Here is a 17846-nt window from a genome sequence, read left to right as displayed (position 1 = left end):
TCTTTCATACTAATTGATTCAGTTTTACTAAGAAAGGTCCATATACAGTACGCAGAAGCAGCATCTTTTCTCCTCTTGCATATTCCACCAGAGAAAATGCTCCTTTTTCTGTTTCTACCTGTACATCTACAGAAACTGGACACTCTTTTAACTGATTAACTATCAGTTGCGCTTGTTCCACCGACAAATAAGAAGAAAGTCGAATAAGTATATCCAAATCACTAGTTGTTGTAACAACTTCGGCACCACTTGCAAATTCGAATCCCACACTGCCGGTTGGTCCCCACGCAAAATCTTTTAAAATAATAGCAACTTCTTTTAAAGCACCTATGGCTGGCATGTTTCTAAAGTGGCCGTTTTGAAAAATAGTAACGAGATCTTCCGGCTTAATTCTTTGTTTAATGGCCTGCTCAGATACAAATGCTCCAAAACGCTGATTTCTTCTTTCTCCTCTTACTCCAACAGGTATCAGGCTATCTCGATGAACAGCCCGCCTTACAACGACAAGCGGAGCCTTCGCTAAAGAATGCGCCGCCCAATCGGGGATGGGTGTATAACTGATAAGCTTTGCTTCCTCTTTTAACTGAAGCAAATCATGAGCTATATATTCCATTGTTTTTCCAACTCATCTCTTACTAATAAAGAAGCTTTTCGCCCTTCCTTCCTTGCTTGCTCACTGTATAGCCGGGTGCTTAAATCGTACAGACCTTCACGGCGTACATCTTCTACTGCTCCAGTCAAAATATCTTGAATCGTTTGAATGTCGCGCTCTGTGGGCTGCTCTGCTTGAATACCGCTAACCAGCTCATATAAAGCGCCAAGTGAGGCAAATGATTCAATATCATAAGCCATGGACGGGACTTTCTTTGAAGCTTCTTCAAGTTCTTTTATACTTCTTTTAGTAATGCGCGCTGCCGACTGTTTGGACATGGCGTGAACATTCACTCCTTCGTCTTTTAAAGCCACAATTCGATTTGATTGGTATCCATGAGCCAAAAATGCTCCTGAAATTGCTTTTCCAACAATTAGCGTAATAACCGGATGACCTGCTAAGCGCGCTGCTGCATAAGCATCAGCCGCAGCACCGCACGCATAGTGAATACCTAGAAGTTCTTCATGATAGCCATACGCTTGACTCGGTACGTCTACAATGGCAATTATAGGGCGCGGAGATTGATTTCGATCTTCGTTTATTACTTCACGAACGTGCTTGGCAATTGCCCATCCTTCATCTAGTCCTACTTCCCCTTTTCGTGCACGTACGAAACGATTATAAGGATTAGGTACAACCGATATATATCGGACCTTTTCTCTTCCTAGCAATGCGTCTTTATAAAGAACGGAAGGAATTTCAAAATCTGCTTCTTCATCATTTATTAAGGCGTTGATCCACACGCGACCGCGGCTGTTGGGCATATTACCTGGAACTTCATTCAGCGAGTAAGAGACTGTTGAAGGGATATATTCATTTTTTGTTGCTTTATACAATTCTTGAAACTGATCAGGAGCCATTTTTTCTGAAGGATCAACCTTACTAAGCAAATGTCTGTAAAAATCTACTTGTTCTGTTTTACTAGTTACTTTTTCTTTCTTCTGAAACGTCTCTTGAACCGCTCGTTGAATAGCAGTGACATCATCCTGTGCTAAGGCATCTGCAAACCCGGTTTCATAGCGTTGAATACCGCCAATCGTTTTCCAGATTAAGCTTCGGTCTCTTGCATCAAACTCTTCAACCCCTGCTTCTTGTTCGATCACTTCAGGGCCGTTAAGGCCAAACCTTGCTTCTTTTGTCATAATGAGATAACTAAAGAGTGAAGCAGTTATGGACATTCCTCCAAAGCAGCCTACATTTCCTGAGATAACTCCAACAACAGGTGTATGCTCACGCAAAGCAACCACAGCTGAGCCAATTTCAGATATCGACAAAAGTCCATAATTCGCTTCTTGGAGCCTTACCCCTCCTGTATCGAATAGAAAAACAGGTCTGACAGGAACACCTTTTTTGTGATTATTAAGGGCTAGTTCTAAAGCTCCTGCAATTTTAGCTCCCGATACTTCACCAATGCCTCCCCCTTGAAACCCCCCTTCTATTGAAATGACAACGGCTGGCTCTCCTGCTATCAGCCCACCTGCTATAATGACGCCATCATCGCTTTGAGGAACAATATTTTGCTTAGGTAAATGAGGCGATTCGATTCCGTCAAAAGGGCCAAGCAGCTCATAGAATGTTCCTTGATCTAAGATTGCCTCCGCTCGTTCTCTTCCATTTAACTCAATAAAGCTTTGATTATTCACTCCCATTTTCACTCACCTCCAAAGCTTGTGCAAGACGCAAGGCGACTACACCAGGCGTAGCACCGAAATCATTAATTACAATTTTCGCTTGAATGGTATGAACGCTAAAGAACCGGTCTAATACGGCTTTCCAGGTTTCACTAAACCCTTCACTTCCTGTTCGTACTGATACATGAGCATGTTCTTCATCCGAAGGAACCAATAAAATTTCTAAATCCCCTGAACCAACAACGCCTACATGTGCGCGCTGAGTTAACTTTCGATCGGCTTTGTATTTAAACACTAACGTTTCCATTAGCCACTCCTCCCTGCAGACGTTTACGATTCTTTAAAAAGAGATATTCGATCTAAAAATAATACAGCAGCCAGCAAATCTGCACTTCCGCCTGGAGAAGCGTTAGATGATAGAAGCATATGATCTAACGCTTCTAGCCGCTGTTTTCCCATTGATGTAGATACCCCTCCAGCTTGTAACACATTGGATGCCGCCATTTTAACCTCCTCTAACACAACCGGACCAGCACGATGCAAAATACACGTATCATCAAGGTTGGCAATTAATGTTACTAAAGTATCAATCCTTGCTGATGTTTCATGTATGCCTAGCTTGCGAGCTTTATGTAAAGCAGGCAAGCCTATATGAATCACGTGGGGAAACCCTTGCTTTGCCTCTCCAGCCGCTCCTTTTACGCCATACTGTTTTTTCACACGAAGTCCATTAGATGAATGCAAAGGACAAAAACGATCTTCATAACGAGCAATTTGTCCTGCAGCTTCTGTGATGGATGCAGGTGATGCTTGAATACCGCAGACTGCTGTTGCAGAAGCAAGTAGACCTAATGCCCAAATGGCTCCTTTGTGTGTATTAACACCATTCGTAGCCGCGTACATAATTTGTTCGCCCTCGCGTCCGATTCGAGCAATTTCTTCCCTTAGCATCTGACTTGGCTGCTTTCCTTGACTGTATAATGCAATCTGTAAAAAGGTCGGTTGTAAAGCATAAGCAGAAGTTAACAGCGTCTCAATATTCATATCTTGATGAGATCCAGTTGTTGCTGCATCTACAAGCCCAGGCTTAGGTGTAAGCACCGCTTCATCAACCAGAGCGGTAACTGCCATTTTAGCTATTAGACATGAGTAAAACACAGCTGGTCTTGGCTCTTCTTGAATACTTTGAATACGCATATTCCTTACCAGCTCCTAAATTTAGCAGGCGGATTATACAAGCCACCCGACCATTCTACTAAATCTTCGACACTTCTTGCTGCCAATAATGAACGCTTTGCTTCTGTACGGCGAATCTGTAAATCTTCGGGAAAAGCCACTAGGCCATCTCTGCGCATCTCTTCCACTTTATTTTGGTTATGTCGCAGGCCTATAGGTGTTACCCCTGCTACTGCTTCAAGCGCTGCTTTTCTTTCGTCCAAGCTTTGTGCTTTATATAAATAAGCAATTCCTTCTTCCGTCACAACATGCGTCACATCATCCCCGTAAATCATGACAGGAGCAGTAGCTAATCCTGCTTGTTTCGCTACCTTTATCGCATCCAAAGACTCCACAAAAACAGGCTCATTTCCTGATTGAAAGGTTTCAACCATTTGAACAACTAGCTTTTTGCCTCTTGCTAGTTCGTGCTGCTCGTTTATCATATCCAGCCAAGCAGGGGTAGAATGTCGGCGTCCTCTAGGGTCATGCCCCATATTAGGTGCTCCGCCAAACCCTGACAAACGTCCAGATGTGACGGTAGAAGAATTTCCTTCTCCATCTATTTGCAAAGTTGATCCTACAAAAGCATCTACCGCATATTGACCAGCCACTTGACACATCGCACGGTTTGAGCGCAGGCTGCCGTCGCGTCCTGTAAAAAACACATCTGGACGCGCTGCTGTGTATTGTTCCATTCCTACTTCTCCGCCAAAGCAGTGCACGCTCTCGATCCATCCGCTTTCAATAGCTGGAATTAACGTAGGGTGAGGATTCAGAGCCCAATGCTTGCATATTTTACCTTTCAGTCCTAGCTTTTCTCCATAAGTAGGCAGCAAAAGCTCAATTGCAGCGGTATTAAAGCCAATGCCATGATTTAATGATTGTACGCTGTGGCGTTCATAGATCCCCCTAATTGTCATCATACCCATTAAAATTTGGAGTTCTGTAATATGACGAGGATCTCGCGTAAATAAAGCTTCCAATTGATAAGGCTGATCCGCCACGACGATACAATCAATCCAAGAAGCCGGAATATCAACTCGCGGAAGTTCTTCAACAAGTTCATTTACCTGCACAATAACAATTCCATCCTTAAACGCCGTTGCTTCGATAATGGTTGGTGTTTCTTCCGTATTTGCTCCTGTATATAAATTACCTTGTGCGTCCGCTTTGTCAGCAGCCACTAAGGCAATGTTCGGAATTAAATCAATGAAAAGGCGTCCGTAAAGCTCTAGATATGTATGAATTTCTCCCATTTTCAACGTCTCATCTTCAATCATTTGAGACACGCGAAGGCTTTGAGCACCGGCGTACGAAAAATCAATTTTTTCAGCAATTCCTTTTTCAAATATGTCGAGATGTTCGGGACGTGAAATACTAGACATAATCATATGAAGGCCGTTTACTTTATCAGCGCTTACTTCATTCAGCGCCTTTGATAAAAAAGATGCTTGCTTTTGATTGTCTCCTTCAAGCACTACTTTATCTCCGGGTGATATAAGCAATTCTAACGCTTCAATAATGTGTTCATTACCCAATAACTTTCCTTTAAGAAGATGGTCTATTTGTGCAAGGCGAGCTGCTTTTTGATCTCGGCGAGTTGTCCATGATTTTGAAGTTTTTTTTATGCCACTCATGTTCTAGCTCCTTTCTGACATTTCTAAATTAATACGCTTACATTTTTTCTTTTTCCATTAAAATCAGCAAAGTTTTCATCGTAGATTCGGCTGCCGAAATAGCCCTTGCTTCAGGGAAGCTCTTAGCAGCCAAATCTGTTAGCACTCTTCCTGGATCCATTTCAATATATAATCTTGTGCCCATTTCATACATAACTTCCGTCGTATCATGCCAACGAACGGGCAGGGCAACACTCGCTGCCAAGTCTTCCTTAACATCAGCAGCTTTCCATAATTTCCGGGCTTTACAATTACCTATAAAAGGAACGATCGGGTCTTTTCCTTTCACTTCAGTTATTGTTTTTCGTAATTCACTCGAAACTCCTTCCATAAGAGGACAGTGAGAAGGCACCGTTACATGAAGCATTTTAGTTTTTCTAGCGCCTTTTTTAGATGCTTTTTCAAGAACTTTCTCGATTGCTTTTAAGGTGCCAGAAATCGTTATTTGATCAGGAGCATTTAGATTCGCTACGTACACAGGAGCTGCATCAGTTGATAGTTCATGTACAATAGCGAGAAGCTGATGCTCGCGAAGTCCCATTACAACCCCCATACCATAACCATAAGGATAAGCATTTTCCATCAGTTCCCCTCTTTTTTTCACAAGAAGAAGAGCTTCTTTAAAAGATAACACTTCAGATGCAACTGCTGCTCCAAACGCCCCTACTGAATGCCCCCCTACTACGTCTGGCGAGTATCCTTTGTTTTTAAACGCCCTAGCCGCAGCTACTCCTGCAATAAAAAGACATATCTGAACATTTTTATTATATTTCAATTTTTCTGACGAATCTAACGATAATACGTCTTGATTTAATGCCTCACTTGCTTCTTCAAACGTAGTCGCTAATCCCCATTTATTTTTTATATCATGAAGCATACCAGCATATTGTGCACCTTGTCCTGGAAATAGAAATGCAACACTCATCGTGTTTCTCCTTTCGACTTTATATCATCCAAGGAGATAATGGATAATTTTATTATAAAGAACATAGGATCAATAACTCTAATACATATTTCTTATATATCCTATAACTTGAAATCTATATAAAAAAGAGGTTGGGATATAACTAAATGAATCCAATCTAAAGACGAAAAAATGGGATACATGAGCTCATATGGCTCGCTTGTTCCATCACGGTTGATTTCCGTGCAAGACTTCGCTTTCCGCGTGCGTCCCGTGAGCCTCCTCGTCGCTAAACTTCTGCGAGTCTCACCTATTCCGCTTTTCCCGCAGGAGTCTTCATCTTGTCCTCCAATCAACCGCTGGAAGCAACTACATACATAAAATCTACGTTCATCCTATCAATAAAAAAATCCGAGCGAGTTAGATTCTCCATTAAGAATCTAACTCGCTCGGATCTTCAACTAAAGTACTTTTAGCTACAGATGAGCCGGAAAATGCGGAAGCACTTCTTCACCAAGCTCATGTATAACTTCTTCAGCCGGACGCTTACTATCAAAAAGAGCAAAAAAGAGATGATTAACTCCTATTTCTTTATAAATAGAAAGAAGCTCAATTAATGTATTACGACGATACGCCTTATGATGTTGAAATGTAGTCATTTGCTTCCTCTCCTTTTATAGATAAGAGATCATCGCAAAAGGCGATGATCTCTTGTTTTATTTTGCTTTTGCTTCTATTGAGCGGCTCCATGCTGTTAATAAGACCGCTCCTAAAACCATAACTCCTCCAATCCAAGGAGTATGAACAAGACCAATTGAATCAACAATCAGGCCGCCTACAAAAGAACCAATAGCAATTCCAACGTTAAATGCAGCAATATTAAGCGCAGAGGCTACGTTCACTGCTGAAGGAACATACTTTTCAGCTAAGTTCACGACCAGCACTTGCAGTCCAGGTACGTTCATAAATGCCAATAAGCCCATGGCAAAAATCGTAATCGTTCCCGCTACTTTAAATGATGCAGTAAACGATAAAACAACTAAGATAACTGCTTGAATTAAAAACATCCAAAATAATGCTTTTAACGGGTTTTTATTCGCAGCTTTTCCTCCGATTGTATTTCCGATGGCTACCGCTACACCGTATACCAGCAGTAAGATACTAACCGCGCTTGGTGCATATCCTGTTAGTTTTTCAAGAATAGGTGCTAAATACGTATAGGCTACAAACGTTCCGCCATATCCTAAGGCAGTAATAGCAAACGATAGTAAAAGCGGCCCGTTTTTCAAAATTTTCAATTGATCACTAAACTTTGCCGGGGGCGCTTCTTTTAAGTTTTTAGGCACTAAAAGAGCACTTGCAATAATGGCAATAACCCCAAGTAACGCTACTCCCCAAAATGTTGCTCTCCAGCCGAAAGCTTGTCCAATAAATGTACCAAGCGGAACACCTGTAACCGTTGCAACTGTTAAACCTGTAAACATTAAAGCAATGGCACTTGCCCGCTTATCTTCCGGTACCAAATCAGCAGCGATAGTCGCACCGATAGAAAAGAAAATCCCGTGTGAAAATGCAGTAATAATTCGTGCTATAAGCAGCAGTCCAAAGCTTGTTGATAAAGCTGCTACTGAGTTTCCTACGATAAAAATAACCATCAATAGCATCAACAGTGATTTTCTGCTCATTTTACTTGTTAAAGCTGTTAATACGGGAGCTCCAAATGCAACTCCCATTGCGTATCCTGAAATTAATAACCCTGCTAGTGTAATGGAAATATTTAAATCATCTGCAAGCGATGATAATAAACCTACTGGAACGAACTCTGTAGTTCCGATCCCAAAGGCGCTAATAGCTAGCGCTAATAGCGGCAAAGCACCGCTTTTTTTACTTTGTTGTGTTTGTGAAAGTGTATTCACTTCTTAACGCCTCCTGTTCGTTATAATAACTTCTTTATAATAGCTTCTTTTATGGCTGATTAGCTTAGGTACCTTTCATATATTCGCTAACTCGCCATCAACAATTGTTATTATGAGCGATGTAAAACCAAAGAAAAAGTACGCACTTTCAAGTGATATAGGTACCTGGAGGTTACAATAAGCGTAAATACTAAAGTCATGAACTATTGGGTATTCTAAAAAAATGCTTACACCTAGAAAATTCTGCTCTATAGTGGTATGATAAACATCAGAAAAAATGCGAAACCATGCATTTAACCGTTATCTCTAGAACAAGGAGAGTTGTTAACGTGAAAAAATATAATATTCCAGTGGAAGCGGCACTAGAAGTCATTGGAGGCAAGTGGAAAGTCGTTATTCTTTGCCACTTAATTAAAGGGACAAAGCGCCCTGGAGAATTAAAAAGAATTATGCCGCGTGTTACACAAAAAGTATTAACGCAGCAGCTTCGTGAACTTGAAGCAGACGGCATCATTGTTAGAAAAATGTACAATGAAATGCCCCCTCGAGTAGAATATTCTTTAACAGATTACGGATGGTCTTTAAAAAGCATTCTTGATTCATTGTGCTCTTGGGGAGAACATCATATTGAAAAAACGTATCCTGATAAAGAAGCTGTACTTATGCAGCCTGTAGAAGAAGTCACTGTTTCTAATTAAAAAAGCTGACTAGATAGTCAGCTTTTTCATTGCCTTACTTTCTTTGTTTTTTAGACGATGTACGTATTCAGGAGGAGCCCATATGACAGAACAATCAAAAAAGAAAATTAGTCTTCAAGATGCTATTAAACAGCAGCTTGCTAATAAGAAAAACCAATCTTCAAATAAAGCTAAGAACAGCAGTACTAATCAAGCAACCAAAAAGCTGACGAGTCAACAAACGAAAAAAACGAATAATCAGCGAAAGAGAACAGGTGTATAATGAACGGACAAAATAGAAAAGACGTAGCTCCTGGAATTAAAGTCGACATTGTTTTAAAAGCAGATCAGCGCTCTGGAAAACTGACACATGGAACGGTCAAAGACATTCTGACCAATTCAAGCTTTCACCCTCACGGCATTAAAGTTCGTTTAACAGATGGACAAGTCGGACGTATAAAAGAAATTTACCCAAATTAAAAAAGCATGTATTCTACATGCTTTTTTAATTTATCCTTCAAATAAATCTACTTATCATTTCCTACTTTTGTTAAAATAAAGAAGCACTGTCGTCCCCTTTCTTTCCCTTGGGAATTCACGCAAGGAAAAAAAGGTGGTGGATAGTCTGAGACAAATCCTCAAGTCATTTTTCCTAGATGCTGAGAATGTTCAGCTCCTAACGGCTTACGTCGAGCTTTTAGGAGCCATAGTCGCTCTTATTTTGCTATTTTTCCAGTAGCAAAATAAGTAATCACCGATAAGTATCGTCTAAAAGGTTCTTCATCCATAAGGCTCGTGTGCTGATTGTCTTTAGGGAATGGTGTTTGGCGGCACTTCCCTATAGTAAAAAGACAGCTTCCTTGCAGAAATGGACAAGGTGTAATCAACTACGGCCGATTATGGGTGCGGGACCTTTTTCTTTATTAGTCTATGTCTTTTTTTCCCTTCCCATACACAAAAATAAAAAAACCTCCGAGTTGGCGGTCTCGAAGGTTTTTTCTAGTGAATCGTTTTCGACAAATCCTCATCCGGGCTAACAAGGTTCAGATCTAATAAGATTATGTGATGAATTTCTTCACCTTACAAGCTAAACTTGTCAAAGCTAAGAATTCATTCGCTTGTTAAGAATAACTGAACGTGCGCTCCAGATTGTCATTTTTCCTAGCCTCAGTATATCATACTTGTTGAAAACAGGTAAAAAAAGTGTTCGACAAAGCTTGTCAGCAGCTCTTCACCTATGTCATATTTTTCAAAACAAAAAACATTTTACAAATATGAAGGAATTTCATACTATTAGATAAAAGATAAAACATAGAAGATAGAAGTATTCTGACTTGGAGAGGATTTCAATGAAGCAACCTCAGTTAGAAAAAGAAATTCGAGCCTTACAATCAGATATTTACCAATTAGCTAAGAAAACAAGCAGCTATTCTCAGGGTGAGATTTTAAAATTAAGTCAAAAGCTAGATCAAAAAATTGTTAGTTACCAAAAGCTTTTTAACCATACCAAATAAGAGCCGCGTAGGACTTTCACATGCTATCCCTCAGGTACCATAAACCTACAAATAAAACAGATATGTTTTATTCGCAATAGGTACATCTCTGCTTCCCTAATTAATAGGGAAGTTTTTTATTTAGAAAATTAAAACCTTCTCCTTTCCTTTGATTAGTTGTCATACAAATTGGGTATTCAATCAGTAGGCCTTGAAACCTATCTAAGAAACATAAAGGAGAGAATGCATGATGAGTAATGCTGATACTACCGAAACAAAAAAAGGAGCTGACTTACTAGTAGAAAGTTTGGCAAGTCAGAATGTGCCTTATATTTTTGGCATTCCAGGAGCCAAAATTGATGGCGTATTTGATGTTTTGAAAGAAAAAGGGCCGGAAGTAATTGTTTGCCGCCATGAACAAAATGCTGCGTTTATGGCAGCTGCTATGGGAAGACTGACAGGTATGCCGGGTGTTTGCCTTGTCACATCAGGTCCAGGTGCCGCTAACTTAGCCACTGGCCTTGTCACTGCTACTTCTGAAGGTGATCCAGTGGTAGCCCTAGCAGGAGCCGTTCCAAGAGCAGATCGATTAAAAAAGACGCATCAATCAATGGATAATGAAGGATTATTTAAATCTATCGCCAAATTCAGCGTTGAGGTAGAAGACGCTGCAAACGTTCCAGAAGTGATAACAGACGCCTTTCGCGAAGCTGTTTCTTCTCCTTCAGGAGCATCTTTTGTCAGCTTGCCGCAGGATGTAATGGATAGCAAAACATCAGCTTCCACTCTATCCGTTTTAAAAGCTCCTACGATTGGGACTGCTAATTTAGACGCTGTTGCCCAAGCTATACACACTATTCGCACAGCAAAACTACCTGTCTTGCTTTTAGGTATGAGAGCAAGTAAATCTAAAGCAGTGGAATCAATCCGTCAGCTTATAACAGAACATGACCTTCCTGTGGTGGAAACATTCCAAGGTGCGGGAGCTGTTTCACGAGAGCTTGAAACTCACTTTTTTGGGCGAGTAGGTCTTTTTCGCAATCAGCCTGGAGACGCCTTATTGAAGCATGCTGACGTCGTCTTAACAATCGGATATGACCCAGTTGAATACCCTCCTTCTCTTTGGAACTCAGAAAGTCAAAGAAGCATTATTCATTTAGATGATTTACAAGCACAAGCTGACCACCATTATCAGCCGGAAATTGAGTTAGTAGGGGATATTCCAAGCACAATTGACCTATTAGCGGATAAACTCCCACATTTAATACGTTCAAAAGAAAGTGCTTCTTTTTTAAAAACACTAAAAAGCAAACTTGAACAACCTGACGATCAGTACGAGTTTTCTAGTGACACTCACCTTCATCCCCTACAATTAATTGAAGCTCTGCAGAACTTTGTTGAAGATGATACTACCATTACATGTGACGTTGGTTCGCATTACATATGGATGGCTCGTTATTTTCGTTCCTATGAACCTCAGCATTTACTATTCAGCAACGGTATGCAGACACTAGGCATTGCTTTGCCCTGGGCCATTTCAGCTGCACTCGTTCGCCCCCATAAAAAAGTTCTGTCCATGTCTGGAGACGGCGGGTTTTTATTTTCAGCTATGGAGCTCGAGACAGCCGTTCGGTTAAACTTACCAATTGTTCACATTATCTGGAACGATCAAACCTACGATATGGTTGGCTTTCAACAGCAGATTAAATATGGCCGAAAATCTGCAGTAGAGTTTGGCAGTGTAGACTTTGTTACGCTTGCTGAAAGTTTTGGTGCCAAAGGATTTAGAGTTAACTCACCCGAAGAATTCCCGGACACTCTAGCAAGCGCTTTTCGTGAACGAGGCCCCGTTATCATTGATGTTCCTGTAGATTATAAAGATAATGAAAAATTAAATACACAGCTACTGCCAGATCAAATTAACTGAAAGGACTGAGTAAAGAATGAGCAATAAAGAAAAATTAACGATTCACCAAACTTCCACTATGATCGCTTTATTAGACGGAGTATTTGACGGTGTTGTCACATACAAGGATTTAGCTAAGAAAGGTGATTTCGGCATCGGTACGTTTAATCAATTGGATGGTGAAATGATTGCCTTTGACGGAGAATTTTATCATATTGCTGATGGAAAAGCCGCACCTATTAGTAAAGATGCAAAAACACCTTTTGCCATTATGACAACCTTTTATGAAGATATCTCTTATCGTGTAGAAAAGGAAATGAATCGTGAACAACTAGAAATCTTAATGAACGAGCTTATTCCTAGCCCGAATTTATTCTATGCAGTTCGCATTGACGGGAAGTTTAAAGAAGTAAAAACGCGCACGGTTGCAAAGCAAGAGAAGCCCTATCCTTCTATGGTAGATGCGGCTGCTGATCAGCCTACATTTACATCTTCAGATGTAAATGGAACACTAGCAGGTTTTTACACGCCAGAATATTCTTCAGGCATCGGTGTTCCCGGCTACCACCTGCACTTTATTGATGAATATAAAAAAGAAGGGGGACATGTTTTAGATGTCTCCGTTCAGGATGTTACAATTCAAATCTGCAAAAAAACGAAATTAAATCTCAATTTATCGGAAACAAGTGAATTTTTAAATGCTAACTTAGAAGACCATGATGTAGAAGAAGAAATTGCGACTGCTGAATAAACAACGATACTTTTACTGATAAAAAACGCTCATCGTCATGCATGACGATGAGCGTTTTTTATTTAATCGAGTTCAGGCTTCATTTCTAGCACAACACAGAAACCTTCCGCCTATACGTAAAAAGAGCCCGTGTCTTTTAAAACATAGAAAAATGGTATTTCAGCCTCTTTTAGACATCTAGCCATTCGATCCTTAAAGTTATCTAATTTAATTATATTTTTTGCTTCTTCTAACGTAAAATATCCCACATCTTGCGTTTCACTGGAGACAGAAATTTCCCCGCTAATCGCTTTTCCCTTTAATAAAATAACAGTAGTAGATCGTTTAACATCTTGTTCTACTCCTAGAAAGTTGGTCACTTCAATAACAATTCCAGATTCTTCTTTAACTTCTCGTATACCCGCATCTTTTATCGATTCACCTGCTTCGACAAAACCACCGGGAAATTCCCATCCCCGTCTATGGTTCTTGACTAGAAGCACGTGGTGATCTTGATTGATTACCATAACTGCTACAGCTAATTTTTGATTCAACTTTTTCTCACTCTCCTTTTAGACCTTTAAGATATTGTTCAAGAAGGTGAAGAAATCTTTCTATCTCTCTATATGTGATATCACCAATATTTGCTATTCGAAACGTTTCTAATTTATCAATTTTACCAGGATAAATGGTGAATCCTTGTTTATAAAAAAAATCATGCATAATATCAAAATTATACTTTTTATGGGAAGGCTCGATGATAGAGGTAATAATTTTAGAATGATGTATTTCAGGAACCAAATAGGTTAACCCAAGCCGAGTAATTCCATCCGTTAAAGTAGTCCATGATTTTGAGTAGCGTTCAGATCGTTTCTCAATTCCTTCCCACTGAGTTTCTATAATTGCCTGCTTTAAAGCGTACATAGTCTGAACAGGAGGAGTAAAACGCATTTGTTTGTTCATTTGGAAATATCGATACTGATCATATAAATGAAGATAAAGGTTACGAGGCTTTATTTGCTCCGTTTTTTCTAACCGGGCTTTATTTGCTATAACAAACGACACGCCTGCCATTCCTTGAAGGTTCTTATTTGCACTTGCGGCCAGATAGCTTATATTCATTTTTTGCATGTCAATTGGAACAGCTGCATACGAACTCATTGCATCCACAATCATTTCGATATTTTTCACTGCACAAAATTTCCCAATTTGTTCAATGTCATTAAGAAGCCCTGTGGAAGTTTCACAGTGAACAAGCGCCAGATAAGAAACGTTCGTTGAAATCTTTTTTATAAAAATTTCTAAGTCGTTCATATCAATAGCCTGCTCGGCGGAGCTTTTATATTCTAAATAATTCAGTCCATAAATTTCAGCGATTTTACACATTCTTTCACCGTATGGACCATTATTGATAATAACAACCGTACCGTTATCAATTACTGAACTTAAAATCGATTCCACTGCCGCCGTTCCAGATCCCCCGAATAATACCGTAGTATACTTCTCTGGATTCCCCACAAATTTTGTTAGTTCAGCAGAGATAAATTCCATCGTCTCTCCAAATTCTTTTTCTCTCGGGCAAATGTCTTCCACTATTTGAGCATATTTGACGGTATCTGTTGTAGTTGCCGGCCCGGGGTTTAAGAGTATATTTCTCTTAACTGTATGCGTAATATCTTCTCGAGCTTTAATAATCGGATAAACTATAGTAGTTGCTCTTGCCCAGTGATCTTCATCATCCACTTCACACCATGCCAAATTATCCAGTTTATGAACATACATATTTGCTTTTTCGGAAATTTTAACGAGGCCATATTCATAATCGATCGTTTGATTAAACTGAAACAGCGTATTTGCTTCATCACAAAGTCTCTGAAATGTAGCATAAGAGAGTTTGGTTAAACCAACTAGTTCTGCATAGATACTATTCAACTCTTCTTTTTGTTTTGACATATTCTTAAGGTTATTATTTTCATCAGCTTCAATATAAACTTCATCGCCAGCACCGTTCAACTTACTCGCTAGTATGACATCTGATCTCGAATGGTTTACTAATGTTTCCAACGCATTCTTTTCATAAATTACATCTGATTCCAATAGCAAAAAATCTTCTTTAATATAATTTTTAAATTGATATAGCGTAAACAGACTTCCTGTTGTTGCGTATCTAGAATTATAAACACATTTTATTTGAGGATATCTAACCATTAGCTTTTCATATTCTTCTTTCATATATCCTGTTCCAATAAAAATCGTCTTGACTCCTGCTTCTATTAACTTCGAAATGGAATGTTCAATAATCGATTTTTCATCAATCATCAAAAAACCTTTAGGACGGTTTCCAGCTCTTTTACGAATCCTGCTCCCCATCCCTGCAGCTAGAATAACAGCTGTTTTAATCATCTAAAAACACCTGCAGTCTTTCTCTGACTTCATAAGGCTTCATTTCAGGACGCCCCAGGTTCTTTTTAGATCCTTTCGCTATTTTAAGATATAAAAACGTTAATTTTTTATCATTTTTCCACTGTTTTATATACGTCTCTAACTCGTTTAAGTTATGAACATGAATGGAATTTTGATACCCACAGGAAGAAGCAATATCTACAAAATTAATGTTATGAGAGACCGTATGTTGTCCCCCTGTAGAATCATGGGTTTGATTGTCTAAAAGAATGTGTAATAAATTTTCCGGACAATAGTACCCGTTGGTTGCTAGATTTCCCATGCGCATAAGCAAAGCTCCGTCTCCATCAATCGTAATGATGTTCTTTTCATTCCTGCTCAAAGCTAAGCCTAAACCAATGGAACTAACGCACCCCATAGATCCAACCATATAAAAATTATTTCTTGCGTCTTCTATTTCGTAAAGCTCTCTTCCTGTTTTTCCTGTAGCGGCCAATTGAATAGTATCGTTTTCTTTTAATGAATTAACTACTTGTAACGCCTCATACCTTAAAGGTAACTCGTCGGTTGTTATCTTTTCACTTTTCATTTTAGGAGTAACGTTTTTTATTGATTTTTCTAAAAGCTTAACTGGCTCAAACGTTCCTTTTTTTACAACAAAGAAGTAGCTTTCATTATTTTCAACCGCTTGATTAGCCCGCTGTAACTGTTTTTTAACTTCGGCAAAATCAAAAGATAAATATTCCCATTTTATTTTCATCGTATTTAGCAGGGCAGGAGTAATTTCTCCCATTAATTCATGCTGCGGTTCATCTGGACATCCAGGTTCTCCGCGAAAACTGACAAATCCAAGGACAGGAATTTTAAACGGATGAATAAGAGAGGTTAAAGGGGAAACAGCATTTGCTAATCCGGAGTTCTGCATTAAAACAACCGCTTTGTTGCCAGCAATTGATGCCCCAGCAGCAATCGCTACCGCTTCTCCTTCGTTTGCTGCTGCAACATATTCACATTCGTTGATAGCGTAGTTAATAAGATGTTTAAGATAGGAACAAGGAACCCCGCTATAAAATTGAAAACCTAGTTTTTTTAATTGAGTTCCAAATACGGATGTACTAATCATTTTTCCCACCATCTTTTTGAATCTTTGTATACGTTTCGGTATCTATCCATGACCCCACCGTATATTTAACAGCAACCGGGTGAATTAGATTAATATAATTAAAGAAATCAGAAAACGTGAGCTGAGCAAAATCTTTTCTTTGTGCCAGTTCTTCCAAAGCTTTTTTTACAACCTCAGTGCCTTTTCCGGAAACTTTCCAAAGACCAATGAATTCACCGTGAATGTTGTTAGAGTTTGGATTGCACGACATTTGAATCAAGTCTACTGTTTTGGAATACAGCTGCTTGGAATAGGGAAGTTTAGACGTTACATAAGATGTTTGATTCCCTTTTAACTCATAATCAGCTCCTGCTACGATCGTGATATCGCCACTTTCATGAATTAACTCCTCAAAAACATGTGTTTTATATACGATGTTACTATCGCTGATTAAAGTAGCCTTTCCTAGCTTATCTCTTGCAGCATAGAGATGATATAATTCTCCTTTATTAGGAAATGCCTTATCTTCCATAGCTTTGTTGGAATCTACTTTTATACTATTTGTCACGCCGACTTTTTTTAACTGATTTATCTGCTCAGTTATTAAAGCTTCATTTGCTGATTCTTTTACCAGAATCATAGCGTTCGTGCTATGATTGGCAGAGCTTAAATAAAGTTTCTCTGCCATATCGAGCTCCTCAGCTTTTTGAAGACGGAAAACTTCCTCAAGCGGAGAGACATTTTTTTCTACGTTAATCAAACTTTTATCGTAATAAATCTGAGCGGACGTTTTTTGCATAGCTGTAATGGAAGATCTTAAGTTATGGTTGGCCCAAATGCTCAAGCTAATTCCTAAATCACTAAATTTATCAGTTGGAACTGAATAATATTTGGTTGGAACAATAATAACCGGGAGCCTGTTTCCCCACTCTTTCATAAAAGCTTCAATCTCTGTCATATCTGACCTTTTACTATGAATCAAAACGGCGTCGGTTCCCGCTTGACGATAAGCTTCTGCACGTTTTAAAGCTTCCTTCAGCCCCCACCCTGCAATAAAAGCTTCTACACGCGATACCACTACAAAATCTTCGTCATTTTGGCTATCTTTCATTGCTTTAATTTTGCCGCAAAATTCGTTAATATCTGCAAGCGGCTGTGCTTCACCTTTAATAAATGAGTTTGTTTTTGGAAACAATTTATCTTCAATACATACGCCTGGAATGTCTCGCTGCTCCAATTTCTTAACTAATCTTCGTGCATTATTAAAATTTCCATAGCCTGTATCACCATCAAGAAGAATTGGAACGGACGTTGCGTCACTCATAAACTCTAAGATGTCTAATACCTGTGTCCATGAAGCCTCGTTATTATCTCTTACACCCAGTGCTGCGGATAAAGACAGGCCACTGGCCCATATCCCTTTGAATCCTGCTTCTTCTACAATCTTTGCAGATAGCGCACTGTGAGCCTCCATAATAAACTCTAGCTGTTTACTTTCTATCAACTCTCTTAGCTGTTTAGTCTTCTTCATGTCTATC

Annotated in this window: 17 protein-coding genes and 1 pseudogene; 6 read left to right on the top strand and 12 right to left on the bottom strand. The window is 39.4% G+C overall.

All coding sequences use genetic code 11. The annotated features are described in order from the left end of the window. Positions 1-4: 4 nt before the first annotated feature. The 8 genes and pseudogenes from LJC66_RS03785 to LJC66_RS03745 form a co-directional block, all read right to left on the bottom strand. Entirely contained in the window at positions 5-613 is a 609-nt protein-coding gene (locus LJC66_RS03785) for a malonate decarboxylase holo-ACP synthase (protein WP_230931815.1), read from the bottom strand. Beyond that, positions 601-2301: a biotin-independent malonate decarboxylase subunit beta gene (gene mdcD / locus LJC66_RS03780; protein WP_230931814.1), complete on the bottom strand. Its 1701-nt coding sequence runs from the start codon at positions 2299-2301 to the stop codon at positions 601-603. The genes LJC66_RS03785 and mdcD overlap by 13 nt, the downstream gene beginning before the upstream one ends. After that, positions 2288-2590 (bottom strand): malonate decarboxylase subunit delta, encoded by a 303-nt coding sequence (locus tag LJC66_RS03775; RefSeq protein WP_028407538.1) that lies wholly within the window; start codon positions 2588-2590, stop codon positions 2288-2290. The genes mdcD and LJC66_RS03775 overlap by 14 nt, the downstream gene beginning before the upstream one ends. A 23-nt stretch (positions 2591-2613) precedes the next feature. Further along, a complete protein-coding gene (locus LJC66_RS03770; protein WP_230931813.1) occupies positions 2614-3480 on the bottom strand; it encodes a triphosphoribosyl-dephospho-CoA synthase in 867 nt (288 codons plus the stop codon). A 5-nt stretch (positions 3481-3485) separates the two neighbouring features. Then, positions 3486-5138, bottom strand: a complete 1653-nt coding sequence (gene mdcA / locus LJC66_RS03765; protein WP_230931812.1) for a malonate decarboxylase subunit alpha — start codon at positions 5136-5138, stop codon at positions 3486-3488. 37 nt (positions 5139-5175) lie between these two features. Continuing rightward, a complete protein-coding gene (gene mdcH / locus LJC66_RS03760) occupies positions 5176-6102 on the bottom strand; it encodes a malonate decarboxylase subunit epsilon (protein ID WP_230931811.1) in 927 nt (308 codons plus the stop codon). Positions 6103-6557: 455 nt separating this feature from the next. Further along, positions 6558-6707 (bottom strand): annotated as a pseudogene (locus LJC66_RS03750) (LLM class flavin-dependent oxidoreductase); the annotation flags it as partial. Between the two features lie 90 nt (positions 6708-6797). Next, entirely contained in the window at positions 6798-7997 is a 1200-nt protein-coding gene (locus tag LJC66_RS03745) for an MFS transporter (RefSeq protein ID WP_074679136.1), read from the bottom strand. 329 nt (positions 7998-8326) lie between these two features. Between LJC66_RS03745 and LJC66_RS03740 the strand changes: the two genes are divergently transcribed. The 6 genes from LJC66_RS03740 to budA all read left to right on the top strand — a co-directional run bounded on the left by LJC66_RS03740 (position 8327) and on the right by budA (position 12824). Further along, a complete protein-coding gene (locus tag LJC66_RS03740; RefSeq protein WP_013055500.1) occupies positions 8327-8695 on the top strand; it encodes a winged helix-turn-helix transcriptional regulator in 369 nt (122 codons plus the stop codon). An 82-nt stretch (positions 8696-8777) separates the two neighbouring features. Next, a complete protein-coding gene (locus LJC66_RS03735; RefSeq protein ID WP_060744848.1) occupies positions 8778-8957 on the top strand; it encodes a hypothetical protein in 180 nt (59 codons plus the stop codon). Beyond that, entirely contained in the window at positions 8957-9154 is a 198-nt protein-coding gene (locus tag LJC66_RS03730; RefSeq protein ID WP_028407531.1) for a YwbE family protein, read from the top strand. Before LJC66_RS03735 ends, LJC66_RS03730 begins: the two co-directional genes overlap by 1 nt. Before the next feature lie 869 nt (positions 9155-10023). Beyond that, positions 10024-10188, top strand: a complete 165-nt coding sequence (locus LJC66_RS03725) for an aspartyl-phosphate phosphatase Spo0E family protein (protein WP_081731992.1) — start codon at positions 10024-10026, stop codon at positions 10186-10188. A gap of 226 nt (positions 10189-10414) precedes the next feature. Next, positions 10415-12094, top strand: a complete 1680-nt coding sequence (alsS, locus tag LJC66_RS03720; RefSeq protein ID WP_374199168.1) for an acetolactate synthase AlsS — start codon at positions 10415-10417, stop codon at positions 12092-12094. 16 nt (positions 12095-12110) lie between these two features. Further along, entirely contained in the window at positions 12111-12824 is a 714-nt protein-coding gene (gene budA / locus LJC66_RS03715; RefSeq protein ID WP_230931810.1) for an acetolactate decarboxylase, read from the top strand. A 110-nt stretch (positions 12825-12934) separates the two neighbouring features. Here the strand turns inward: budA and LJC66_RS03710 are convergent, their stop codons facing one another. From LJC66_RS03710 to aepX, 4 genes are read right to left on the bottom strand one after another with little or no spacing between them, the layout of a single operon-like run. Further along, positions 12935-13357, bottom strand: a complete 423-nt coding sequence (locus LJC66_RS03710; RefSeq protein WP_195695308.1) for an NUDIX hydrolase — start codon at positions 13355-13357, stop codon at positions 12935-12937. A 7-nt stretch (positions 13358-13364) separates the two neighbouring features. Then, entirely contained in the window at positions 13365-15206 is a 1842-nt protein-coding gene (locus tag LJC66_RS03705; RefSeq protein WP_230931809.1) for a 2-aminoethylphosphonate aminotransferase, read from the bottom strand. After that, positions 15199-16329 (bottom strand): phosphonopyruvate decarboxylase, encoded by a 1131-nt coding sequence (aepY, locus tag LJC66_RS03700; RefSeq protein ID WP_195695310.1) that lies wholly within the window; start codon positions 16327-16329, stop codon positions 15199-15201. The genes LJC66_RS03705 and aepY overlap by 8 nt, the downstream gene beginning before the upstream one ends. Next, positions 16322-17839 carry a phosphoenolpyruvate mutase gene (gene aepX, locus LJC66_RS03695; RefSeq protein ID WP_230931808.1) on the bottom strand — a complete coding sequence of 506 codons (1518 nt, stop codon included), beginning with the start codon at positions 17837-17839 and terminating at the stop codon, positions 16322-16324. Before aepX ends, aepY begins: the two co-directional genes overlap by 8 nt. Positions 17840-17846 lie beyond the last annotated feature (7 nt).

Source organism: Priestia sp. TSO9 (assembly GCF_021029645.1).
Classification (GTDB): Bacteria; Bacillota; Bacilli; order Bacillales; family Bacillaceae_H; genus Priestia; species Priestia megaterium_E.
The sequence above is the reverse complement of the archived record's forward strand: the minus strand, read 5'-3'. Positions and strand labels throughout refer to the sequence as shown.

Coding starts and splice junctions, on each gene's coding strand:
- LJC66_RS03785 (WP_230931815.1), bottom strand. CDS start 613: ATGGAATATATAGCTCATGATTTGCTTCAGTTAAAAGAGGAAGCAAAG.
- mdcD (WP_230931814.1), bottom strand. CDS start 2,301: ATGGGAGTGAATAATCAAAGCTTTATTGAGTTAAATGGAAGAGAACGA.
- LJC66_RS03775 (WP_028407538.1), bottom strand. CDS start 2,590: ATGGAAACGTTAGTGTTTAAATACAAAGCCGATCGAAAGTTAACTCAG.
- LJC66_RS03770 (WP_230931813.1), bottom strand. CDS start 3,480: ATGCGTATTCAAAGTATTCAAGAAGAGCCAAGACCAGCTGTGTTTTAC.
- mdcA (WP_230931812.1), bottom strand. CDS start 5,138: ATGAGTGGCATAAAAAAAACTTCAAAATCATGGACAACTCGCCGAGAT.
- mdcH (WP_230931811.1), bottom strand. CDS start 6,102: ATGAGTGTTGCATTTCTATTTCCAGGACAAGGTGCACAATATGCTGGT.
- LJC66_RS03735 (WP_060744848.1), top strand. CDS start 8,778: ATGACAGAACAATCAAAAAAGAAAATTAGTCTTCAAGATGCTATTAAA.
- LJC66_RS03730 (WP_028407531.1), top strand. CDS start 8,957: ATGAACGGACAAAATAGAAAAGACGTAGCTCCTGGAATTAAAGTCGAC.
- LJC66_RS03725 (WP_081731992.1), top strand. CDS start 10,024: ATGAAGCAACCTCAGTTAGAAAAAGAAATTCGAGCCTTACAATCAGAT.
- alsS (WP_374199168.1), top strand. CDS start 10,415: ATGATGAGTAATGCTGATACTACCGAAACAAAAAAAGGAGCTGACTTA.
- budA (WP_230931810.1), top strand. CDS start 12,111: ATGAGCAATAAAGAAAAATTAACGATTCACCAAACTTCCACTATGATC.
- LJC66_RS03705 (WP_230931809.1), bottom strand. CDS start 15,206: ATGATTAAAACAGCTGTTATTCTAGCTGCAGGGATGGGGAGCAGGATT.
- aepY (WP_195695310.1), bottom strand. CDS start 16,329: ATGATTAGTACATCCGTATTTGGAACTCAATTAAAAAAACTAGGTTTT.
- aepX (WP_230931808.1), bottom strand. CDS start 17,839: ATGAAGAAGACTAAACAGCTAAGAGAGTTGATAGAAAGTAAACAGCTA.